Genomic DNA, 17054 nt, shown 5'->3' with positions numbered 1-17054 from the left:
CCGTTCCCGGCACACCACCACCACAACGACCCCGATGTTCATCGCCATTCGCCGATGCACCCAGTTTATAACCTCGACGCATTACATCTTCATACAACCAGGGGAAGTGCCCCCAGGCTGATTCAATTTCAACAAGCTTTTCCAATAGCGGATGATGCCAGTCCATATTACAGCGCCTGCCACCGACATGGGGCATTAGTAAATGGCCTTCCGGATCTTTTATGTAGGTTGCCCACAATTCTTCCAGAGGCCAGGCACCGGGTTCAATTTGATCACTGGTCATGTCTTCATTCCACTCAAAGGAACGGCAAACATTGCCGTCTTTATCAAAAGGAAATTCTGGCGTGCCTCCGTGTAAGAAAACCACATTATGGTCACCACCCGCACAGGAGTTACCGCACCATTCGGTACCGGGATAACAAACAAACTCGCCATCCTGATTTAAATCCTTAATTAACTCGACGGCAGCGTCCCAACGTTGTTTGGTAATTTGAAAATCGTTGGCAGTGTAACCCAGCACATCGAGACCCACGACATCGCGGCCATAGGTCAGATTGTAAACAGTATCGTTGGTGCCGACAGTGTCGTCAGAGTGCACATGTAAATCAGCAAAGTAATTGCGTGAAAAAGGCAGGTCGTTGTCAGTTGTAATAAAGAACTGTGCTTCGGGAACGGATGGATGCTGTGGCAACGACGCATGAATTTCCAGTTCACCAGGATTATCGGTTGGCAGATCAGCAATGTTGGCGATGGCCCAGCCCTGTGCGTTTAATTGAATACTGTTTTCATAAACTTTACTGCCTTCTATTAGTCCCAGAATTTTTACTTCATCACCGCCCGTGTTCCAACAGGTATTACCCCAGTTATCTTCCGCACGAATCCGCAGCTTAACCTCTTCACCGGTACGTACCAGGCGGGAAGCAGACATCATAAGCCTGGCAGGTGCACCGGGTACAATATCAAATACAATATCACCGGGAATGGCACAAAAACGCGACGTACCCAATGGGTCGACATAACAACGGAACTTGAAATCTTTTTCGACAAAAGTTTGTACCCGGGTACCCGGACCACCAAAACGGCGATCACCCAGGCGAATAATAATGTGGTCGCCAGGTTTCAAAAATCCATCCACGGTATCGACAATCACGGCTTTTTGGAAAGGCCGTTCATGACCTTTTTGATCAAAACGTACTTTTAAAGATTGCACGGTGGCCGGGCTTTGCCCTTCAAGCAATGGACCCGCCTGGTATTCCGCAGATACATAATTTGCTGCAGCTGGATCAACCGTTTGAAACAAGGCCCAATCGGAATAAAATTTAAAGGTGGCTTTTAACCATGCGCCATCGGCAATGCCCGACGCTCCCACTTCATAGTCCAGTACGATTTCATGCCAGCTTCCTGCTTCCAGTTGCTCAATATGACAGGTCACCTTGCCGAGAAAAGACATATCCTTGGTTTTGGCATACAGGCCTTTGGGTGCGGTGTAGTTTCCCAGTACTTTTTTTAATTCTTCATCCGACATTTTTTTCATAAACAAACCTCCAACAGCTCGTCAGAATTTTATGTTCTATTCATTGGGGAAAATTAGTGCAAACGCCACACTTCGTAGCGTTTTTCAATTGGACGAAACAACAAGCGTTCAAACATATAAGAAAACAATCCGATCATCGCAATGCCCAACAATACCAGACGTGAGTTACCCACCTCGCCGGCAGTTTGTACCATATAGCCCAATCCTACCGATGCACCAATCATCTCGGCTGCCACCAGGGCACGCCAGGCCTGACTGAAACCTATGCGTAAAGCTGCGGTGACAAAGGGCAAACTTGCGGGAAGATAAACATATAAAAATAATTGCCAACGTCGTGCGCCCAATACACGAGCGGCACGCACTTCCTGGCCCTGTATTTGTAAGACACCTTCCATAATGGTTAATATCATGGGATTAACGGCAGAGATAAATATAACGATGACGATGGTCGTGTAGCCCAAACCAAAGATAATGACCATTAGTGGCGCCCAGGCGATGGGAGGTATCGCCATAAACAAACCATTCAATGGCACTATATATTCACGAAAGCCTTTAAAGAAACCTGCCAGGAATCCGCATATAAGTGCACAGATTATTGCCGCACCAAATCCACCTATTTCTTCCAATAAACTCCAACCTACATGGGGCCATATTTCGCCACGAAATAAATGTTGGACTGCAGCAACAATTTCACCTTGTTTGAGTAACCGCCAGGTCGTAACCCGTTCTGCTTCGGGAATCTCTATGATGTTCCCGTCATCGTCCATGATTTCGGACTGGTCAGGAAACATCATTTCATTCCAGGCTTCGTCGATCACCTCCCAGGGTTGCGGAAGAATGTAAGACTCAAATTGAGTCGCAACCAGGATCCACACCAGTAGTAATGACGGAATGGAAAACCATGACCAGGATGCCTTGTTACGTAAAAAACGCACCCACACAGGGGGCTCTTTTAATTCAATAGTTGCTGGCGTTGTTGATGACACCTTTGCGGCGGGAACACTCACAACCCTACTCCTTGGACGCGTTACGTTTTTTAAACTTAGTAGTAATTTTCAAAAAGGCCCTGACGACAAACGTCAGGGCCTGTTATATAAACTACTTCATTGCGATTGCTTCCTGCATAAAGCTATTGTCAATAATATCTTCAGCTTTAAGCTGCTTCTTGATATAGCCCAGTTTGTATGAATAGTTCATCAGTCGCTGAATAAATGCGATGTCTTCCTGTTTCAACTCATATTCCCAACCCAGTCGCTCACGCGCCATCGCCACAATGTCTGTGCCTTTATGCTTCTTACCATCAACATCCGTTACGGTACCCAGCTTAAATGCCTTGGCGATAATACCGTTACCCGCATTGGGCTTGGAATTAAGGTAATCGACTGCCTGCTTGTGGGCGCGTAAAACCTTGATTACCTCGGTACGTTTTTTCTCTAATGTATCCGGCATAGCCATTACGATGTACCAGGGATATTTCGGTACCGCTTTGTTCATATCAAATATGACCTGGGTATTGCCACGGATTAGTGACTTGGAGGTGAAGGGCTCCCAAATGAAAGCAGCATTAACCACTTTTTTATCAACGGCAGAATCCATATTACCAGTAGGCATGGATATAATTTCCAGATCCTGGTCAGGTTCTAGCTTGGCAGCATCTCCAAGTACGTAGCCCCTGAGTAAAACGTCCATACCACTGCCTTTGCGAACACCTGCCATTTTCTTACTTTTAAGATCGGTTAGCGCGTTGACACCGGAATCTTTGCGACTAATGACTGCCGCTTGACCATAATTGACTTTCGCCAGAATGCGGCTATTCAAGCCACGCGAGTACCAGTGGTAAACAGGGGGAGAACCTATATACGCCATATCCAGTTCACCTGCCGACAGGGCCTGGTGCACTAAAGGTCCACTTTTAAACTCCATGATCTCAACGTCAATACCCATATCCTTAAAGAAGCCTTTCTCCTTGGCAATCAGAATAGGAGCGTTGGCCATAGCATACACCCAACCGATTTTAATTTTTTCTCCCGCCAAAATGCTGGAAGAAAATGCCAGCATCAAAACACTAACAATAGAAACAAATAATTTAGTCATTTCCTTGGCCTCCCTGCCGAATGGTCCATTGATAACTACCCGGGATTACTCTACTTCAAGTTCTTCTGCATGTTGTACCAAACGCATTTCACGTATCTCTTCTTCACTTTGAGGACTTTGAGCGGTAACAATTGCGATGTCTTCAATCAACTGCTTTTTATATTGCCAAAACAAATCGGTAGTACGAGTGGTAGGTCCACTACGCGGTCTTGGTAATTCGTTGTCCATAATTTTGTAAATGCCATAGGGGGGCCGACCAAACACGGCAATCCGATCGGACAAATAAACTGCTTCATCAATATCGTGAGTGATAAAAATGACGGTTTGACCCAACTCATCCCAGATGCGCAATAACTCATCATTCATGGTTTCGCGTGTGATGGCATCCAGCGCACCAAAGGGTTCATCCATTAACAGTAAGGTGGGTTCCATCGCCAGTGAGCGAGCCAGTGATACCCGCTGTTGCATACCGCCGGATAAACGCAATACCAGATATTCTTCAAAACCCTTTAGACCAACCAGATGGAAATATTTCAACGCGCGTTCCCGTCGTTCTTCCGGGTTCATTCCCATCATGCGTAAACCAAACTCCACGTTTTCTATGGCACTCAGCCAAGGAAATAGCGTGGCCTGTTGGAAAACATATCCAAGGTGAGGATCTTCCGGGGCTATAGGTTCACCACGCAATCGCACGCTGCCATTTTCAGGTGAATAAAACCCGGACAAAAGATTCAACAGGGTGGTCTTACCGCAACCGGATGGTCCGATGATGGCAAGAAATTCACCAGGCTTTACATTGATGTTCAGCTCTTCAAAAATGGATAACTTTCCACCATAAGAATAGTGAAGATTGTTTATGATGAGATCTTCACCGCCAACCCGCTCAATATGTGACAAAGACGCAACCTCCCTGACCCAGACAACTTATCGTTTTTATAATGCGTCACCCGGTAATAAAACGGTGAATGAAAGTTATGAACAATGATTGCTGCTAGACAAAAACTATCAAAGCGTTATTCTATGGCTGCCTTTGCTGAAGTCTGTCGTTTAAACGACAGATTTGGATGAGATGTAAAAATCACCAGAATCAACCATCGATGTTAGAGGGATTCTAAACTTTAAATATTTGTTGCCAGGGAGTAATCAAATGCATAAGGAACATGCATTGTTTGGTTTTCTGCAAAAGCTGAATCGTGATGAAATCCATAGTCTGGAATCCATTGCAACACGAGTAAGTTTCAAGAAAAAAGAATATGTCTTTCAGGCAAATCTCACCAATAACACCATATATGTACTAACCGAAGGGCGCATTAAAATATCTCGCCTGTCTACCATGGGCCAGGAATGTATCCAGTGGTTTTGTTTCCCTGGAGAAATATTCGGCTTATCGGAACACACCTATGATCGTGACAGCGGTTTGTACGCTCAAGCTTTAATTCCGTCCAATGTCTGGGCGTTTTCGAAATCGGAATTCTACGGCCTGTTACATAAAAAACCGGGTATGGCTTTGACAGTTGTCGACCAGCTAAGCAGCCGAGTGCGTACACTCGGCGATATGCTATTGCATGTATCCTGTGAGAACGTTAACGCACGCTTGATTAATTTTTTACAAAGACTCAGCGAATTTTATGGAAAACCTTCAGACCAGCAGATTAGAATCGACATGTATCTTACCCACCAGGAAATTGCTGACATGATCGGCGTATGTCGTCAAACTGTATCCAGCTTAATGGCGCAACTGAAACGACAGGGCATCATTTCAACTGACAAAAAAAGCATTGTTATTAATAGTCTTGCTTCATTAGAGCATCTTGGCAAAACAAATATGACGAATCCAGATCCGCAAATCCGACAGCTGTAAAATTTTACTGAAGTATTATTTTTGAGCTGACAGCAAGGTTTGAGATTCCGGTCGCGTTTGATGTTCCAGTTCCAGTATTTTGGATTTTGTTGCAACGCTATGCTCGCAATGCGGTACCTTCGATAATCCTTCCCGGTAATATTTCATCGCCAGATCTCTTTCGCCCATGTTCTCCAATAGATGGGCTAATTCATTGTACGCTTCCGGTGGTCCATTAGCGCCAATGCTTGCTTCGAAATAACTTCGCGCCTTACCCCATAATTCACTGCGTAAACTCAATCGTCCCAATGTCAGCAAAAGAACGGGATCATTGTCTTTGACATCCAGCCATTGCTCCGCATTAAGCAATTGCGTTTTAACATCGGCACCATCGATCACGCCGTATAATCGCACCAGTTCGCTATTCCAGGATTGTTTCAGGGCATTCCTTATCAAAGGCTCTGCAATGTCGCTACTACCCTGATCCAATAACAGGTTTAAGTAGGTGGTAAGAACGTCAATATGACTCTGTATCTTCTGAGGAATTCGGTACCAGAGATCAGCAAGTTCTTTTTTGGAAGCGGGTGGCTCCGGTGTTAGCAGGGAAATAAAAGCACGATGTTCCAGGGTATCCAGCTCTTCCGTCGTGAAAACTCTTCGTCGACGCAACTGGGGAATTAGTTCAATAAAGTTGTTCCAGTCCCCCAGCTCAATATACAGATTAGCCAGGGTTTTTAATACTGTAATGTGCTGCGGTGCAACTTGCTGTAATGCCCGTAACGTTGCCAGGGCCTGTTCCTGTTGATTCTGGTTAAGCTGTAATTCTGCCTGGGTGAGTTTCACGCCAATGTCGGAAACATTGGCATTCTGACCGGCCTGTTTCAGGTAGCGATCCCGGCGATCGTATTCATTAAGCTCATGAGCCGCTCGTGCCGCCGCCAGGTAATTCAGCATTGGAACACGGCTGTCACTGATATGCTTTAAGACTTCTTTTTCAGCCTGGCGCCAGTTGCCTTCTGCCAGATTCACCAATCCCTGTAACAGTGTCTGGTTGGCGCGTTCGTGTCGTCGTTGTTCCCGCCATTTGCGCATTCCTTTGGGAACATGAAACATATTGACCAGAAAGCGCAGGGTAAAATGTAATGCAAAAAATCCTAATGCCAACAAAATCATCCAGGTCACCAATGATGATTCTATGGTGTAGCCTCGTACATTAATCAATACATAACCACGATCGTCCATGGCCAATAGTGTTAATGCTGTTACAACAATAACCGTAACAAGTGTGTATAAAAGCCATTTCATGGGATGCCTGCCCCTCTGGCTGAGTGCGCAAGCTGCGATGACGCTTTGGAGGGATGGCGGCTGGCAACGTTTTGTTGCTGGATTTCAATCCAGCTGCGAATTTCACGCAATGATGCGCTAATGTCTGGCAGCGTAGGCTGTAACTCCACCTGTTTCAATTCCTGAACAGTCTGCAACAAATGGCTGACGGATGCATCCTGCTGGTCAAAATAGTTTTGAACCCACTGTTCGACATCCACCAGGTTCTTGCGAAATAGTTCAGTTTCGTTTTTCAACAAGGAAAATCGCGCTTGTTCCAGTTTCAATCGGAGGTTGTGCACTAAATAGTGCTTTTCTTCCGGAGGCAACAAGGGCTCGATTGGCTCATCACTACGCTGCACTTTAAAAAGGCCGTCAACCAGGTCTGACCACACGGTTTTCGCCAGGTTACCAACACCGGAAAATTCTTTATCGGATTCCTCCGCAGGCATTGGCTCCAGAGAAACGGATTTTTTGACAAACGGCAATTGCCCAACTTCATCGATGATGCTGCTTATTTGCGCGGCCAGACCTGGAACATCGGGTAAAGACACATTATTGAGCTGATTAATTTCATTGGATATTTTTTCACGGACGGGAATCAAGCCTGGATCACCAATTACCCGCAAACGTTTATCCGCATCTGCCAACGCCGTTTTAGCGGTGAGCACATCACGCTCCAGTACTAATCGAATGTTCGCCACGGACAATAAGTACTCAACTTCTGACACTCGCCAAAATAGTGGTTCTTTGCCTTTGGCCGTCGATAGAGATTTCAGTTGTTGAGACATTTGATCCAGCGATGCGATTACTGAGCGTTGGCCGTTCTCGTTTTGCCCTACTTTTGTCGCTATGGATTCCTGTTGATTCTGAATCTCATTGACTTGTTTATCTACAATATTGAGCTGTTGATCCAGCTCAGATTGGCGTTGGCCCATTTGTTCTAATAACTGGCTCAACTGCTGACCTTGTTGGTATTGCCAGTAATTGCCCGCTCCCAAACCAACAATTAGTAATGCAGCAAAGCTGAATACCCAGGAAAATGTGATTTTTTTGCGCGGTTTTTTGGTTTTATCGGATTTACTCTCCGATGCCCTGGAATCAGTGCTGTTTTTTGCAAGATCCTGGCTTTTATCCTTATTTTCGCCGGAGATAGCAGCATTATCTTGCATGTTCATGCCTTTTTCTTTACTGTCGTCCGTTTCAGTATTTTGTTTCTCGTCACTCATAACTTTATATATGCCTAATGTCCATTTTAATTGCGCTCAACACGTGATGCTTGCCAATCAACAATGGCCTGAACCATTTTTTCATCACTGGCGTTATCCGCAACGATGGCTGGAACTGTAAAGCCCAGTTTTTGAGCCAATTCACGGGTGCGTTCGCTCACTACAACCATGGGCAACTTGAGCAAATCCGTTCGGCCAGGCTCGCCGACCATATCATACAAATTGTGCAGACCTTCATTGCTCGTTACTGTCATAATATCCAACGTACCTTGAGACAATGCATCGACCAGTTCGTTAGTTACAATGGGAGGTGCAATTCTGCGGTAACACTCCGCGTATTCAACGTCTGCACCCCGAGACTTTAAGGTATCCGCCAACAATTCGCGACCGCCTTCGCCACGAAAAATGATAACTCGTTTCGAGGAAACAGCGTGCATTTCATGCATAGCCAACAAGGCTTCACTATTAAACTGCTCAGTCGGAAAAATATCTACTGAAACGCCCATCTTGTTTAACTGGCTGGCAGTGCCTTTGCCCACCGCAGAAACTTTCATACCTTCAGGGAGGCCGCCCGTTTCCATGATGACTTGAATTCCGCGTTCTGCGGCATTGCGACTGATAAAAACAGCGATATCAAACTGATTTAAACGCTGGAGTACATTGCTTAGTCTTGCAGTATCCCGCGGCTCGGTAATTTCTATGACTGGAAATCGCAGTACATTCCCTCCCTGGCTCTCGATTAAGCTGCATAATTTTTCTGCCTGGTGAACCGGTCGAGTGACCAGCACAGTAAGGCCATCCAGGGTTTTAGCCACTGGAATAAACTTCTTGCAGAATTTCTTTGGCGCCTCGTGACAGTAAATCGTCCGCCAGCATTGTGCCTAATTGTTTAGCGCTTTTAGCCGGGCCTTCGATATGACCACGGATTACCTGCTTGCCATCCGGCCGGCCAACCAGGCCGCGCATCTTTATCTGACCGTATTCCAGTTCAGCGTAGCCTGCGATCGGGACCTGACAGCCACCTTCCAGTCGTTCATTCATGGCTCGTTCGGCCAATACACAGGTCATCGTTTCTTCATGTTTAAGCGGAGCAATAAGCTGGTTAATTCGCTCGTCATCGGTCCGGCATTCAATGCCTACCGCACCCTGACCGACCGCGGGTAGACTAATATCGGTATCCAGATACTGTTGAATACGATCTTCAAAGCCCAGCCGTTTCAAACCTGCACTGGCGAGAATGATGGCGTCGTATTCCGAGTGATCGAGTTTACTTAATCGCGTGTTGACGTTACCCCGTAGATCCTTGATTTGCAGGTCAGGTCGCCAGGCGCGCAGCTGACATTGCCTACGGAGGCTGGATGTTCCTACGATGGCACCATGGGATAGCGCCTTAATGTCAGAATAGTTGTTTGAAACAAAGGCATCGCGCGGATCTTCACGTTGGCAAATTGCGCCCAAATGCAGGCCTTCCGGAAATTCCACGGGCACATCCTTCATGGAATGCACCGCGATATCCGCATCGCCTTGTAGCATGCCCACTTCGAGCTCTTTAACAAAAAGCCCTTTCCCGCCCACTTTGGCCAGGGGTGTATCCAGTATTTTGTCACCCTGGGTCACCATTTTAACCAGCTCCACCTTGATGCCAGGATGAATGGCAATCAGGGTAGAGCGCACAAATTCTGCCTGCCACAAGGCTAATGGGCTGCGTCGAGTGGCGATACGAACGATTTCCGTCATTATTTTTGTCTCTTCTCCGGCAAAATGCCAATGCTATGCGTTGCTAAAAGGATAGGCAACTTTAACATCAATATTTTGCGATTAATTGCTTACTGGCTAAACATAATTCTGTTAGAATCTGCGGCCCTTGTAGTTACATAAATAGTTACATAGATAATTAATTCTGATTTTAAGAGATAGACCTGAAGGAAACAGTATGCACACTGGTGAAACCATTACCCAATTTATCATTGAAGAACAGCGCCGCTGCGAATCTGCCTCTGGTGATTTTACTGCGTTGTTAAACGACGTCGTTACAGCCTGTAAAGCAATCAATGCCTCGGTAAATCAAGGCGCTCTCGTTGGAGTGCTGGGCACAGCAGGTAGCGAAAACGTGCAGGGCGAAACCCAAAAGAAACTGGATGTTATTTCCAATGACATTTTCATCAATGCCAATAAATGGGGTGGCCACCTGGCTGCCATGGCATCCGAAGAGATGGATGATATTTATCCCATTCCGCCACAGTATCCGAAGGGCAAATATCTGTTAACTTTCGATCCACTGGATGGCTCATCCAACATCGACGTTAATTTGTCTGTAGGCAGCATATTCTCAATCTTGCGCTGCCCAGATGGCGTCGCCAATCCCATCGCCAAGGATTTCTTACAGCCGGGGACTGAACAGGTTTGTGGTGGTTTCACCCTTTATGGCCCTTCCACAATGCTGGTATTGACCACAGGGAATGGCGTTAATGGTTTCACCCTGGATCAAAACGTGGGTGAATTTATCCTGACTCACCCCAACATGACAATTCCGGCTGACACAGCCGAGTTTGCCATTAATATGTCCAACCAGCGTTTCTGGGAAGAACCAGTACAGCGTTACGTCAATGAGTGCCTGGCAGGTAAAACCGGTGATCGGGATAAGGATTTCAACATGCGTTGGGTCGCCTCCATGGTCGCCGAGGTTTACCGTATCCTGACGCGTGGCGGTATATTTATGTATCCGAGGGATACCAAGGATCCCTCTAAAGCTGGCAAGTTGCGCTTAATGTACGAAGCCAATCCAATGTCGTTTATTATCGAGCAAGCGGGTGGAATGAGCTCAACGGGCCGTGAACGTATTATGGATTTACAGCCGGAAGACCTGCACCAGCGCGTTCCTGTAATTCTTGGATCACGTAATGAAGTAGAGCGAGTAGTGAATTATCACAAAGAATCTTAATTGAACAATAAATAATCAATAAAAAGGCTGATCAAATAATGATCAGCCTTTTTTTTAAGGCTATTACATGCTATACATCGAGGTTCGCAACCTGGAGTGCATTTGCCTCAATGAACTCACGGCGTGGCTCAACCTGATCGCCCATTAGCGTGGTAAACACTTCATCGGCGGCAATCGCGTCTTCGATTTGAACTTGCAACAGGCGACGCGCGCTGGCATCCAATGTAGTCTCCCATAGCTGCTCGGGATTCATTTCGCCCAGCCCCTTATAGCGCTGAATATGCTGGCCACGTTTGGCTTCATCCATCAACCAACCGAGTACTTCTTTGAAATACGTAACCGGCTTGCTCCTTTCACCACGCTGCACATAAGCACCCTCTTCCAGCAATCCGTCCAGCTGGCTACCCAGGGATACAATACTTTCATATTCCGCTGAGCTGAAAAATTCTGCATTAATAACGCGCTCGTTACCCACACCATGACTGACAGCATTTATTCGTGCGAAATGTGTTTCATGTTCCGTATCTGCTTCGATAGTAATCTCGTAACGGATGCCCATATTGCCATCGCCGTTCAAACGCGATTCCAGCTCTTTAAACCAGGCATCTGTTGCCGCTTTATCTTTCATACTGGCCGCCGTGAATGTCGACATATAAATCATCTTTTCCAGCACTTCAGCAGGATAGCGCTTGGACAAGCGATCAATGGTTGCCATTACCGCTAAGTATTGTTTGGTCAGGGTTTCCAGCGTCACACCGGTGATAGGGGGCGCGCCAACACTCACAAAAAGCTGGGCATTTTCTAATGCTACTTGCAGAAGGTAATCGTTGAGTTCGGCGTCATCTTTGACATACCGTTCCTGCTTGCCTTTTTTAATTTTATATAACGGAGGTTGCGCAATGTATATATGACCACGCTCGATGAGTTCCGGCATTTGACGATAGAAGAAAGTAAGGAGCAGGGTGCGGATATGTGAGCCATCGACGTCGGCATCCGTCATGATAATTATGCGATGGTAGCGCAACTTGTTAGCATCAAATTCTTCTCGACCGATACCGCAACCTAGCGCGGTTATTAACGTACCAACTTCCGCCGACGATAGCATTTTGTCAAAACGTGCTTTTTCTACATTAAGGATCTTGCCTTTCAGAGGCAGAATGGCCTGAGACTTACGATCGCGCCCCTGTTTCGCCGATCCGCCGGCAGAATCACCCTCCACCAGGAATAATTCAGACAATGCTGGATCTTTTTCCTGGCAATCTGCCAATTTACCCGGTAACCCAGCTACATCCAGCGCGCCTTTACGTCGTGTCATTTCACGCGCTTTGCGTGCAGCTTCCCTTGCCCTCGCTGCATCAATAATTTTACTTACCACAGCCTTCGCATCGCCGGGATTTTCCATCAGAAATTCACTGCATTTTTCCACCATGGCAGATTCCACCACACCTTTTACTTCGGATGAAACCAGCTTGTCTTTGGTTTGAGAAGAAAACTTGGGATCAGGTACTTTTACCGAAAGTACCGCTGTCAGGCCTTCGCGGCAATCATCCCCGGCAGTCTGTACTTTCGCTTTTTTAGCAGACCCTTCCTTCTCAATATACTGGTTTAAACTGCGAGTGAGTGCACTGCGAAATCCAGCTAAGTGGGTACCGCCGTCCCGCTGGGGGATATTGTTAGTAAAACAAAATATATTTTCCTGGTAAGAATCGTTCCATTGCATGGCTAATTCCACCTGGATGTCATCCTTATTTACATCAAAATAAAATACATGTTCATGCAAGGGTGTTTTTTTACGATTCAGGTGTTCAACGAAAGCTTTGATACCACCCTTGTATTCGAAAGTATCCTGTTTACCTGAGCGCTCATCATTGAGAACAATGCGGACACCAGAATTTAGAAAAGATAATTCTCGGAGGCGTTTTGCCAGAATGTCGTAATGATATTCGGTATCGGAAAAAATTTTCGGGCAGGGTTTAAACCTAATTTCAGTGCCCGTGCGATCGGTATCCCCAATTGCCTTGAGGGGTTCCACTGGATCGCCATAGCGATATTCCTGGTGGTTTACCTTTCCCGATCGATTAATGGTTAATTTCAACCATTCGGATAAGGCATTAACCACGGATACACCGACACCATGTAATCCACCGGAGACTTTATAGGAATTATCATCAAACTTGCCGCCAGCGTGAAGCACGGTCATGATGACTTCCGCGGCCGATTTTCCTTCCTCCTCATGGATATCTACCGGAATTCCACGGCCATTGTCCGAAATTGACACCGAACCATCACTATGAATTTTGACGTTAATTTCACTACAGTGACCGGCCAGTGCTTCATCAATTGCGTTGTCGACCACCTCAAATACCATGTGATGCAAACCGGTACCGTCATCCGTATCCCCGATATACATTCCTGGGCGTTTTCTCACTGCATCCAGGCCTTTTAGCACCTTAATATTACTGGAGTCGTAGTCGGAACTTTGTGACATATTTTCCCTCGATTTTTACAATAACTTGGCTTCTGAGATGTTCGCGGTAAACGCGACAGACCGCGCATTATAACCTTAATTTTAGCTATTTGCCGCCTTTTAGTATCTGAAAACTGGATATGAAAAACGGCTGTGTTTCACGTGAAACACATTTAATATTACCGAAGCGTTGATTGGACATTTGTTTTTTAGAGATAGTTCTACGACAGCTTAGCCTGCTTCATGGTGTAAGCGAAAAACACCATGTTCCACGTGAAACACTTCAGCCGAGACGGGAACATTTTTTATCAGCATTTCCAGATCTGTAGCGGTTATGAAAGTTTGAACATTAGCCTGAACAATAATATTGATTAGATGTTGCCGATAATCGCTATCCAATTCCGCCGGTAAGTCATCGACCAAAAGAACAATATTAGCCCCCTGCCCTGATTTCCTGAGACAATTTACCTGAGCGATTTTCATCATCGCTGTCAGCATTTTTTGTTGTCCACGAGAAACAACATCTTTGGCACGTATCTCTCCGGCTAGAATTTGAAGATCTGCTCTATGCGCGCCGAACTGCGTGAATCCTCTTTTTCGGTCTCCACTAATGGAATCTTCAAGTACTTCTTGCAATGATTTTTGAGCAGTCCAACCACGATCAAGTTTTATAGTGATTTTCGGCAGCCCGGGGACACCGCAAATGAGTTGATCCAAAAACGGCTGTAGTTGCGCCAGATATTCTTCGCGAGTCACGCTGATAGACTCGGAAATTTCAACGAGTGAATCGTTCCAGTAGCGCAATTCATTAGTGGACAAACCATGCTTTAAGGCAGCGTTTCTTTGCTTAAGCACATGACGACACTGCTGCCAATCTGAGAGGTAATTTGGTTTCACGTGAAACACTCCCCACTCTATAAATCGACGTCTGTGCCGGGGACCTTCTTCCATCATTTTATGGACGTCTGGATTTATCAGTTGTACGGGTAACAGTTCCGCGAGTTGAGAAGCATTGGTTACAACAGAATTAGCAATTTTAATTTTTACTGATTGCGGGGTTTTGGAAATGCCAATTCCCAATGAAGCATCGCGGTGCATGATTTTGGCAAATAGAGAAAACTGTGATTCACCCATTGCTATTAGTTGTTTACTATGCGGCGTCCGAAACGAGCGAGCCGAACCCAGATAATATATCGCTTCTAACAGGCTCGTTTTACCGCTGCCATTTTTACCAACGATGAAATTAAGTAGAAGAGAGGGTTTTATTCTGACTTCAGTAAGATTTCTAAATTGGAGAATATCTAACTGTTCGATAGCCATGCATCAAATGGTGGATCAGCGAAGAGTGGGGAGGAGGTAGTTCAAAAATATTTTAGAGACGCATGGGCATAACGACATATTTACAACCGACTGATTCGTCCATCGGTAACACCAGACAACTACTGTTTGAATCTCCAAATATCATCTTGACTGTATCACTGGGGATTACAGACAACGCATCCATCAAGTAATTTACATTGAATCCTATTTCCAATTCGTTTCCCTGGTAGCTCACTTCAATTTCTTCCTCAGCTTCTTCCATTTCCGGATTATGAGCCTGAGCTTGTAACAATCCAGGTTGAAGGCGGATTCGAATGCCACGATATTTTTCATTGGACAATATTGACGTCCGCACCAATGCCTGATGCAGCATTTCGCGGTTAGCAGTTACTTCTTTGTCACCATTCTTGGGGATGACTCGATCATAGTCCGGGAACTGACCGTCCACTAATTTTGACGTGAATTGAATATTCTCCAGTTCAATTCGAATATGGTTAGATCCAATAATCACTTCTGCAGGCGATGCACTATCTTCCAGCAATTTGGCTAACTCGACGACGCCTTTACGCGGCAAAATAATTTGGTGCTTTTCCTTCGGAGAGACATCAGCATCTCTCTCGCAATAAGACAACCGGTGGCCATCTGTGGTGACAGCTTTAATCACGCGGTCGGTCACTTCCAGCAACAAGCCATTTAAATAATACCGAACGTCTTGTTGGGCCATTGAGAACTGGGTTTTATCGATGAGGTTTTTCAGAACGCTTTGTGGAATCTGGAAGTTTAAAGCGCCACTAACATCTTCGATATTGGGAAAATCACTTACGGGCAAGGTAGCGAGATTAAACCGGCTTTTACCGGAGCGAATGATGACTCGATCTTTCTCGGCATCAAATGAAAGATCAAGCTGTGCTTCATCCGGCAGCGCTCGGCAAATATCTACAAATTTACGTGCTGGTAGGGTTATGGATCCAGTTTCGCTGATGTCCAGCCTGGTGCTAGCGACGATTTCAACTTCGAGATCAGTAGCAGTAATCGATAACGTATTGTCTTTCGCTACCAACAATACGTTTGATAACACGGGTAACGTTTGGCGTTTTTCAACAACCCCAATGACGAATTGCAACGGTTTTAAGATATTTTCACGTTGAATGCTAAATCTCATGCACTTAATCCCTGTTGATGGTTATTATTAATATATTGTGTATATAAAACTTATTATTACTACTATTACACAAGGTTTAATCTGTGGATAACCAGTTTTTTCTCTTATTTTTCAATAACTTATATTAACCTAAAAAGTCGGTATAAAAGCCTTACAAGCTTATTACAATCTGTGGGTAACTTGTGAATGAAATCTCAGTTTCCAAACCAATGCATGTTATCCACAAGATAATCACATTAACTGGATAGAGTTCTTAACAGATTGGAATAGTCTTCTTTTATCCGTATATCGCTAATTTTCAAACTTTCAATTTTGCGGCATGCGTGTAATACGGTGGTATGATCACGCCCACCAAAAGCATCACCAATTTCGGGCAAGCTATGATTGGTCAGTTCCTTGGCCAGGGCCATCGCAAGTTGCCTGGGGCGCGCCAGGGAACGATTACGCTTTTTGGACAATATTTCATTTACTCGAATTTTATAATATTCAGCAACCGTCTTTTGAATATTTTCGATGGTAACCAGTTTGTCCTGTAGCGCTAACAAATCACGTAAGGCTTCTTTAGCAAAATCCAGTGTAATATTTTGTCCGGTAAATTTGGCGTTGGCGATTACCCGTCGTAATGCGCCTTCTAATTCGCGGATATTGGAACGAATGCGTTTAGCCACGAAAAAAGCCACTTCCTGCGGTAAATCAATTTCGAGTTGCTGGGCTTTGCTCATTAAAATCGCTACTCGGGTTTCCAGCTCGGGTGGCTCAATTGCGACTGTTAAACCCCAACCGAAGCGAGATTTGAGACGTTCTTCCAGGCCCGTCACTTCTTTGGGGTAACGGTCACAGGTTAGGATGATTTGTTGCTGGCCTTCCAGCAAAGCGTTAAAGGTGTGGAAAAACTCTTCCTGCGAGCGCTCTTTACCGGCAAAAAACTGGATGTCATCGATGAGCAGTGCATTTACAGATCGATAATAGCGTTTGAAATCATTGATGGCGTTGTGCTGCAGTGCTTTCACCATGTCCGCTACAAAGCGTTCCGAATGCAGGTATATGACCCGCGCAGCGGGTTTCTTTTTCAGAATCAGGTTGCCGACGGCATGCATCAGGTGGGTCTTGCCGAGCCCGACGCCACCGTAGATAAATAACGGGT

At 45.6% G+C, this 17054-nt stretch carries 14 protein-coding genes; 2 read left to right on the top strand and 12 right to left on the bottom strand.

All coding sequences use genetic code 11. From position 1 onward, the window contains the following. From ACWVCM_RS05990 to ACWVCM_RS05975, 4 genes are all read right to left on the bottom strand, one after another. A partial coding sequence (locus ACWVCM_RS05990; protein ID WP_455200813.1) for a hypothetical protein occupies positions 1-1534 on the bottom strand: 1534 nt, incomplete at its 3' end. A 53-nt stretch (positions 1535-1587) separates the two neighbouring features. After that, the gene (locus ACWVCM_RS05985; RefSeq protein ID WP_455200812.1) at positions 1588-2541 is read right to left on the bottom strand and encodes an ABC transporter permease; all 954 of its coding nucleotides are present in this window, start codon (positions 2539-2541) and stop codon (positions 1588-1590) included. Positions 2542-2632: 91 nt separating this feature from the next. After that, positions 2633-3628, bottom strand: a complete 996-nt coding sequence (locus tag ACWVCM_RS05980; RefSeq protein ID WP_455200811.1) for an ABC transporter substrate-binding protein — start codon at positions 3626-3628, stop codon at positions 2633-2635. Positions 3629-3673: 45 nt separating this feature from the next. Beyond that, on the bottom strand, positions 3674-4525 hold the full coding sequence (locus ACWVCM_RS05975; protein WP_455200810.1) for an ABC transporter ATP-binding protein: 852 nt from the start codon (positions 4523-4525) through the stop codon (positions 3674-3676). Positions 4526-4775: 250 nt separating this feature from the next. Here ACWVCM_RS05975 and ACWVCM_RS05970 point away from each other — a divergent pair, with 250 nt between their 5' ends. Beyond that, the gene (locus ACWVCM_RS05970) at positions 4776-5489 is read left to right on the top strand and encodes a Crp/Fnr family transcriptional regulator (protein ID WP_455200809.1); all 714 of its coding nucleotides are present in this window, start codon (positions 4776-4778) and stop codon (positions 5487-5489) included. 15 nt (positions 5490-5504) lie between these two features. On the opposite strand, the gene ACWVCM_RS05965 is transcribed toward ACWVCM_RS05970, so the two are convergent. From ACWVCM_RS05965 to hemC, 4 genes are read right to left on the bottom strand one after another with little or no spacing between them, the layout of a single operon-like run. Then, entirely contained in the window at positions 5505-6773 is a 1269-nt protein-coding gene (locus tag ACWVCM_RS05965; RefSeq protein WP_455200808.1) for a heme biosynthesis HemY N-terminal domain-containing protein, read from the bottom strand. Continuing rightward, on the bottom strand, positions 6770-8020 hold the full coding sequence (locus ACWVCM_RS05960; RefSeq protein ID WP_455200807.1) for a uroporphyrinogen-III C-methyltransferase: 1251 nt from the start codon (positions 8018-8020) through the stop codon (positions 6770-6772). The genes ACWVCM_RS05965 and ACWVCM_RS05960 overlap by 4 nt, the downstream gene beginning before the upstream one ends. A 26-nt stretch (positions 8021-8046) precedes the next feature. Beyond that, on the bottom strand, positions 8047-8835 hold the full coding sequence (locus ACWVCM_RS05955; RefSeq protein WP_455200806.1) for a uroporphyrinogen-III synthase: 789 nt from the start codon (positions 8833-8835) through the stop codon (positions 8047-8049). Continuing rightward, entirely contained in the window at positions 8828-9757 is a 930-nt protein-coding gene (hemC, locus tag ACWVCM_RS05950; RefSeq protein ID WP_455200805.1) for a hydroxymethylbilane synthase, read from the bottom strand. The genes ACWVCM_RS05955 and hemC overlap by 8 nt, the downstream gene beginning before the upstream one ends. Before the next feature lie 196 nt (positions 9758-9953). Here hemC and ACWVCM_RS05945 point away from each other — a divergent pair, with 196 nt between their 5' ends. Then, positions 9954-10961: a class 1 fructose-bisphosphatase gene (locus tag ACWVCM_RS05945; protein ID WP_455200804.1), complete on the top strand. Its 1008-nt coding sequence runs from the start codon at positions 9954-9956 to the stop codon at positions 10959-10961. A 70-nt stretch (positions 10962-11031) separates the two neighbouring features. On the opposite strand, the gene gyrB is transcribed toward ACWVCM_RS05945, so the two are convergent. The 4 genes from gyrB to dnaA form a co-directional block, all read right to left on the bottom strand. Further along, positions 11032-13449, bottom strand: coding sequence for a DNA topoisomerase (ATP-hydrolyzing) subunit B (gyrB, locus tag ACWVCM_RS05940; RefSeq protein ID WP_455200803.1), 2418 nt, complete (start codon positions 13447-13449; stop codon positions 11032-11034). Positions 13450-13659: 210 nt separating this feature from the next. Then, a complete protein-coding gene (gene recF, locus ACWVCM_RS05935; RefSeq protein WP_455200802.1) occupies positions 13660-14748 on the bottom strand; it encodes a DNA replication/repair protein RecF in 1089 nt (362 codons plus the stop codon). 52 nt (positions 14749-14800) lie between these two features. Continuing rightward, positions 14801-15910, bottom strand: a complete 1110-nt coding sequence (gene dnaN, locus ACWVCM_RS05930) for a DNA polymerase III subunit beta (protein WP_455200801.1) — start codon at positions 15908-15910, stop codon at positions 14801-14803. Positions 15911-16146: 236 nt separating this feature from the next. Further along, on the bottom strand, positions 16147-17054 hold a 908-nt coding region (dnaA, locus tag ACWVCM_RS05925; RefSeq protein WP_455200800.1), incomplete at its 5' end, for a chromosomal replication initiator protein DnaA.

Source organism: Kaarinaea lacus, assembly GCF_975902315.1.
Note: the sequence above shows the minus strand (reverse complement) of the source record. Positions and strands in the feature narration are given on the sequence as shown.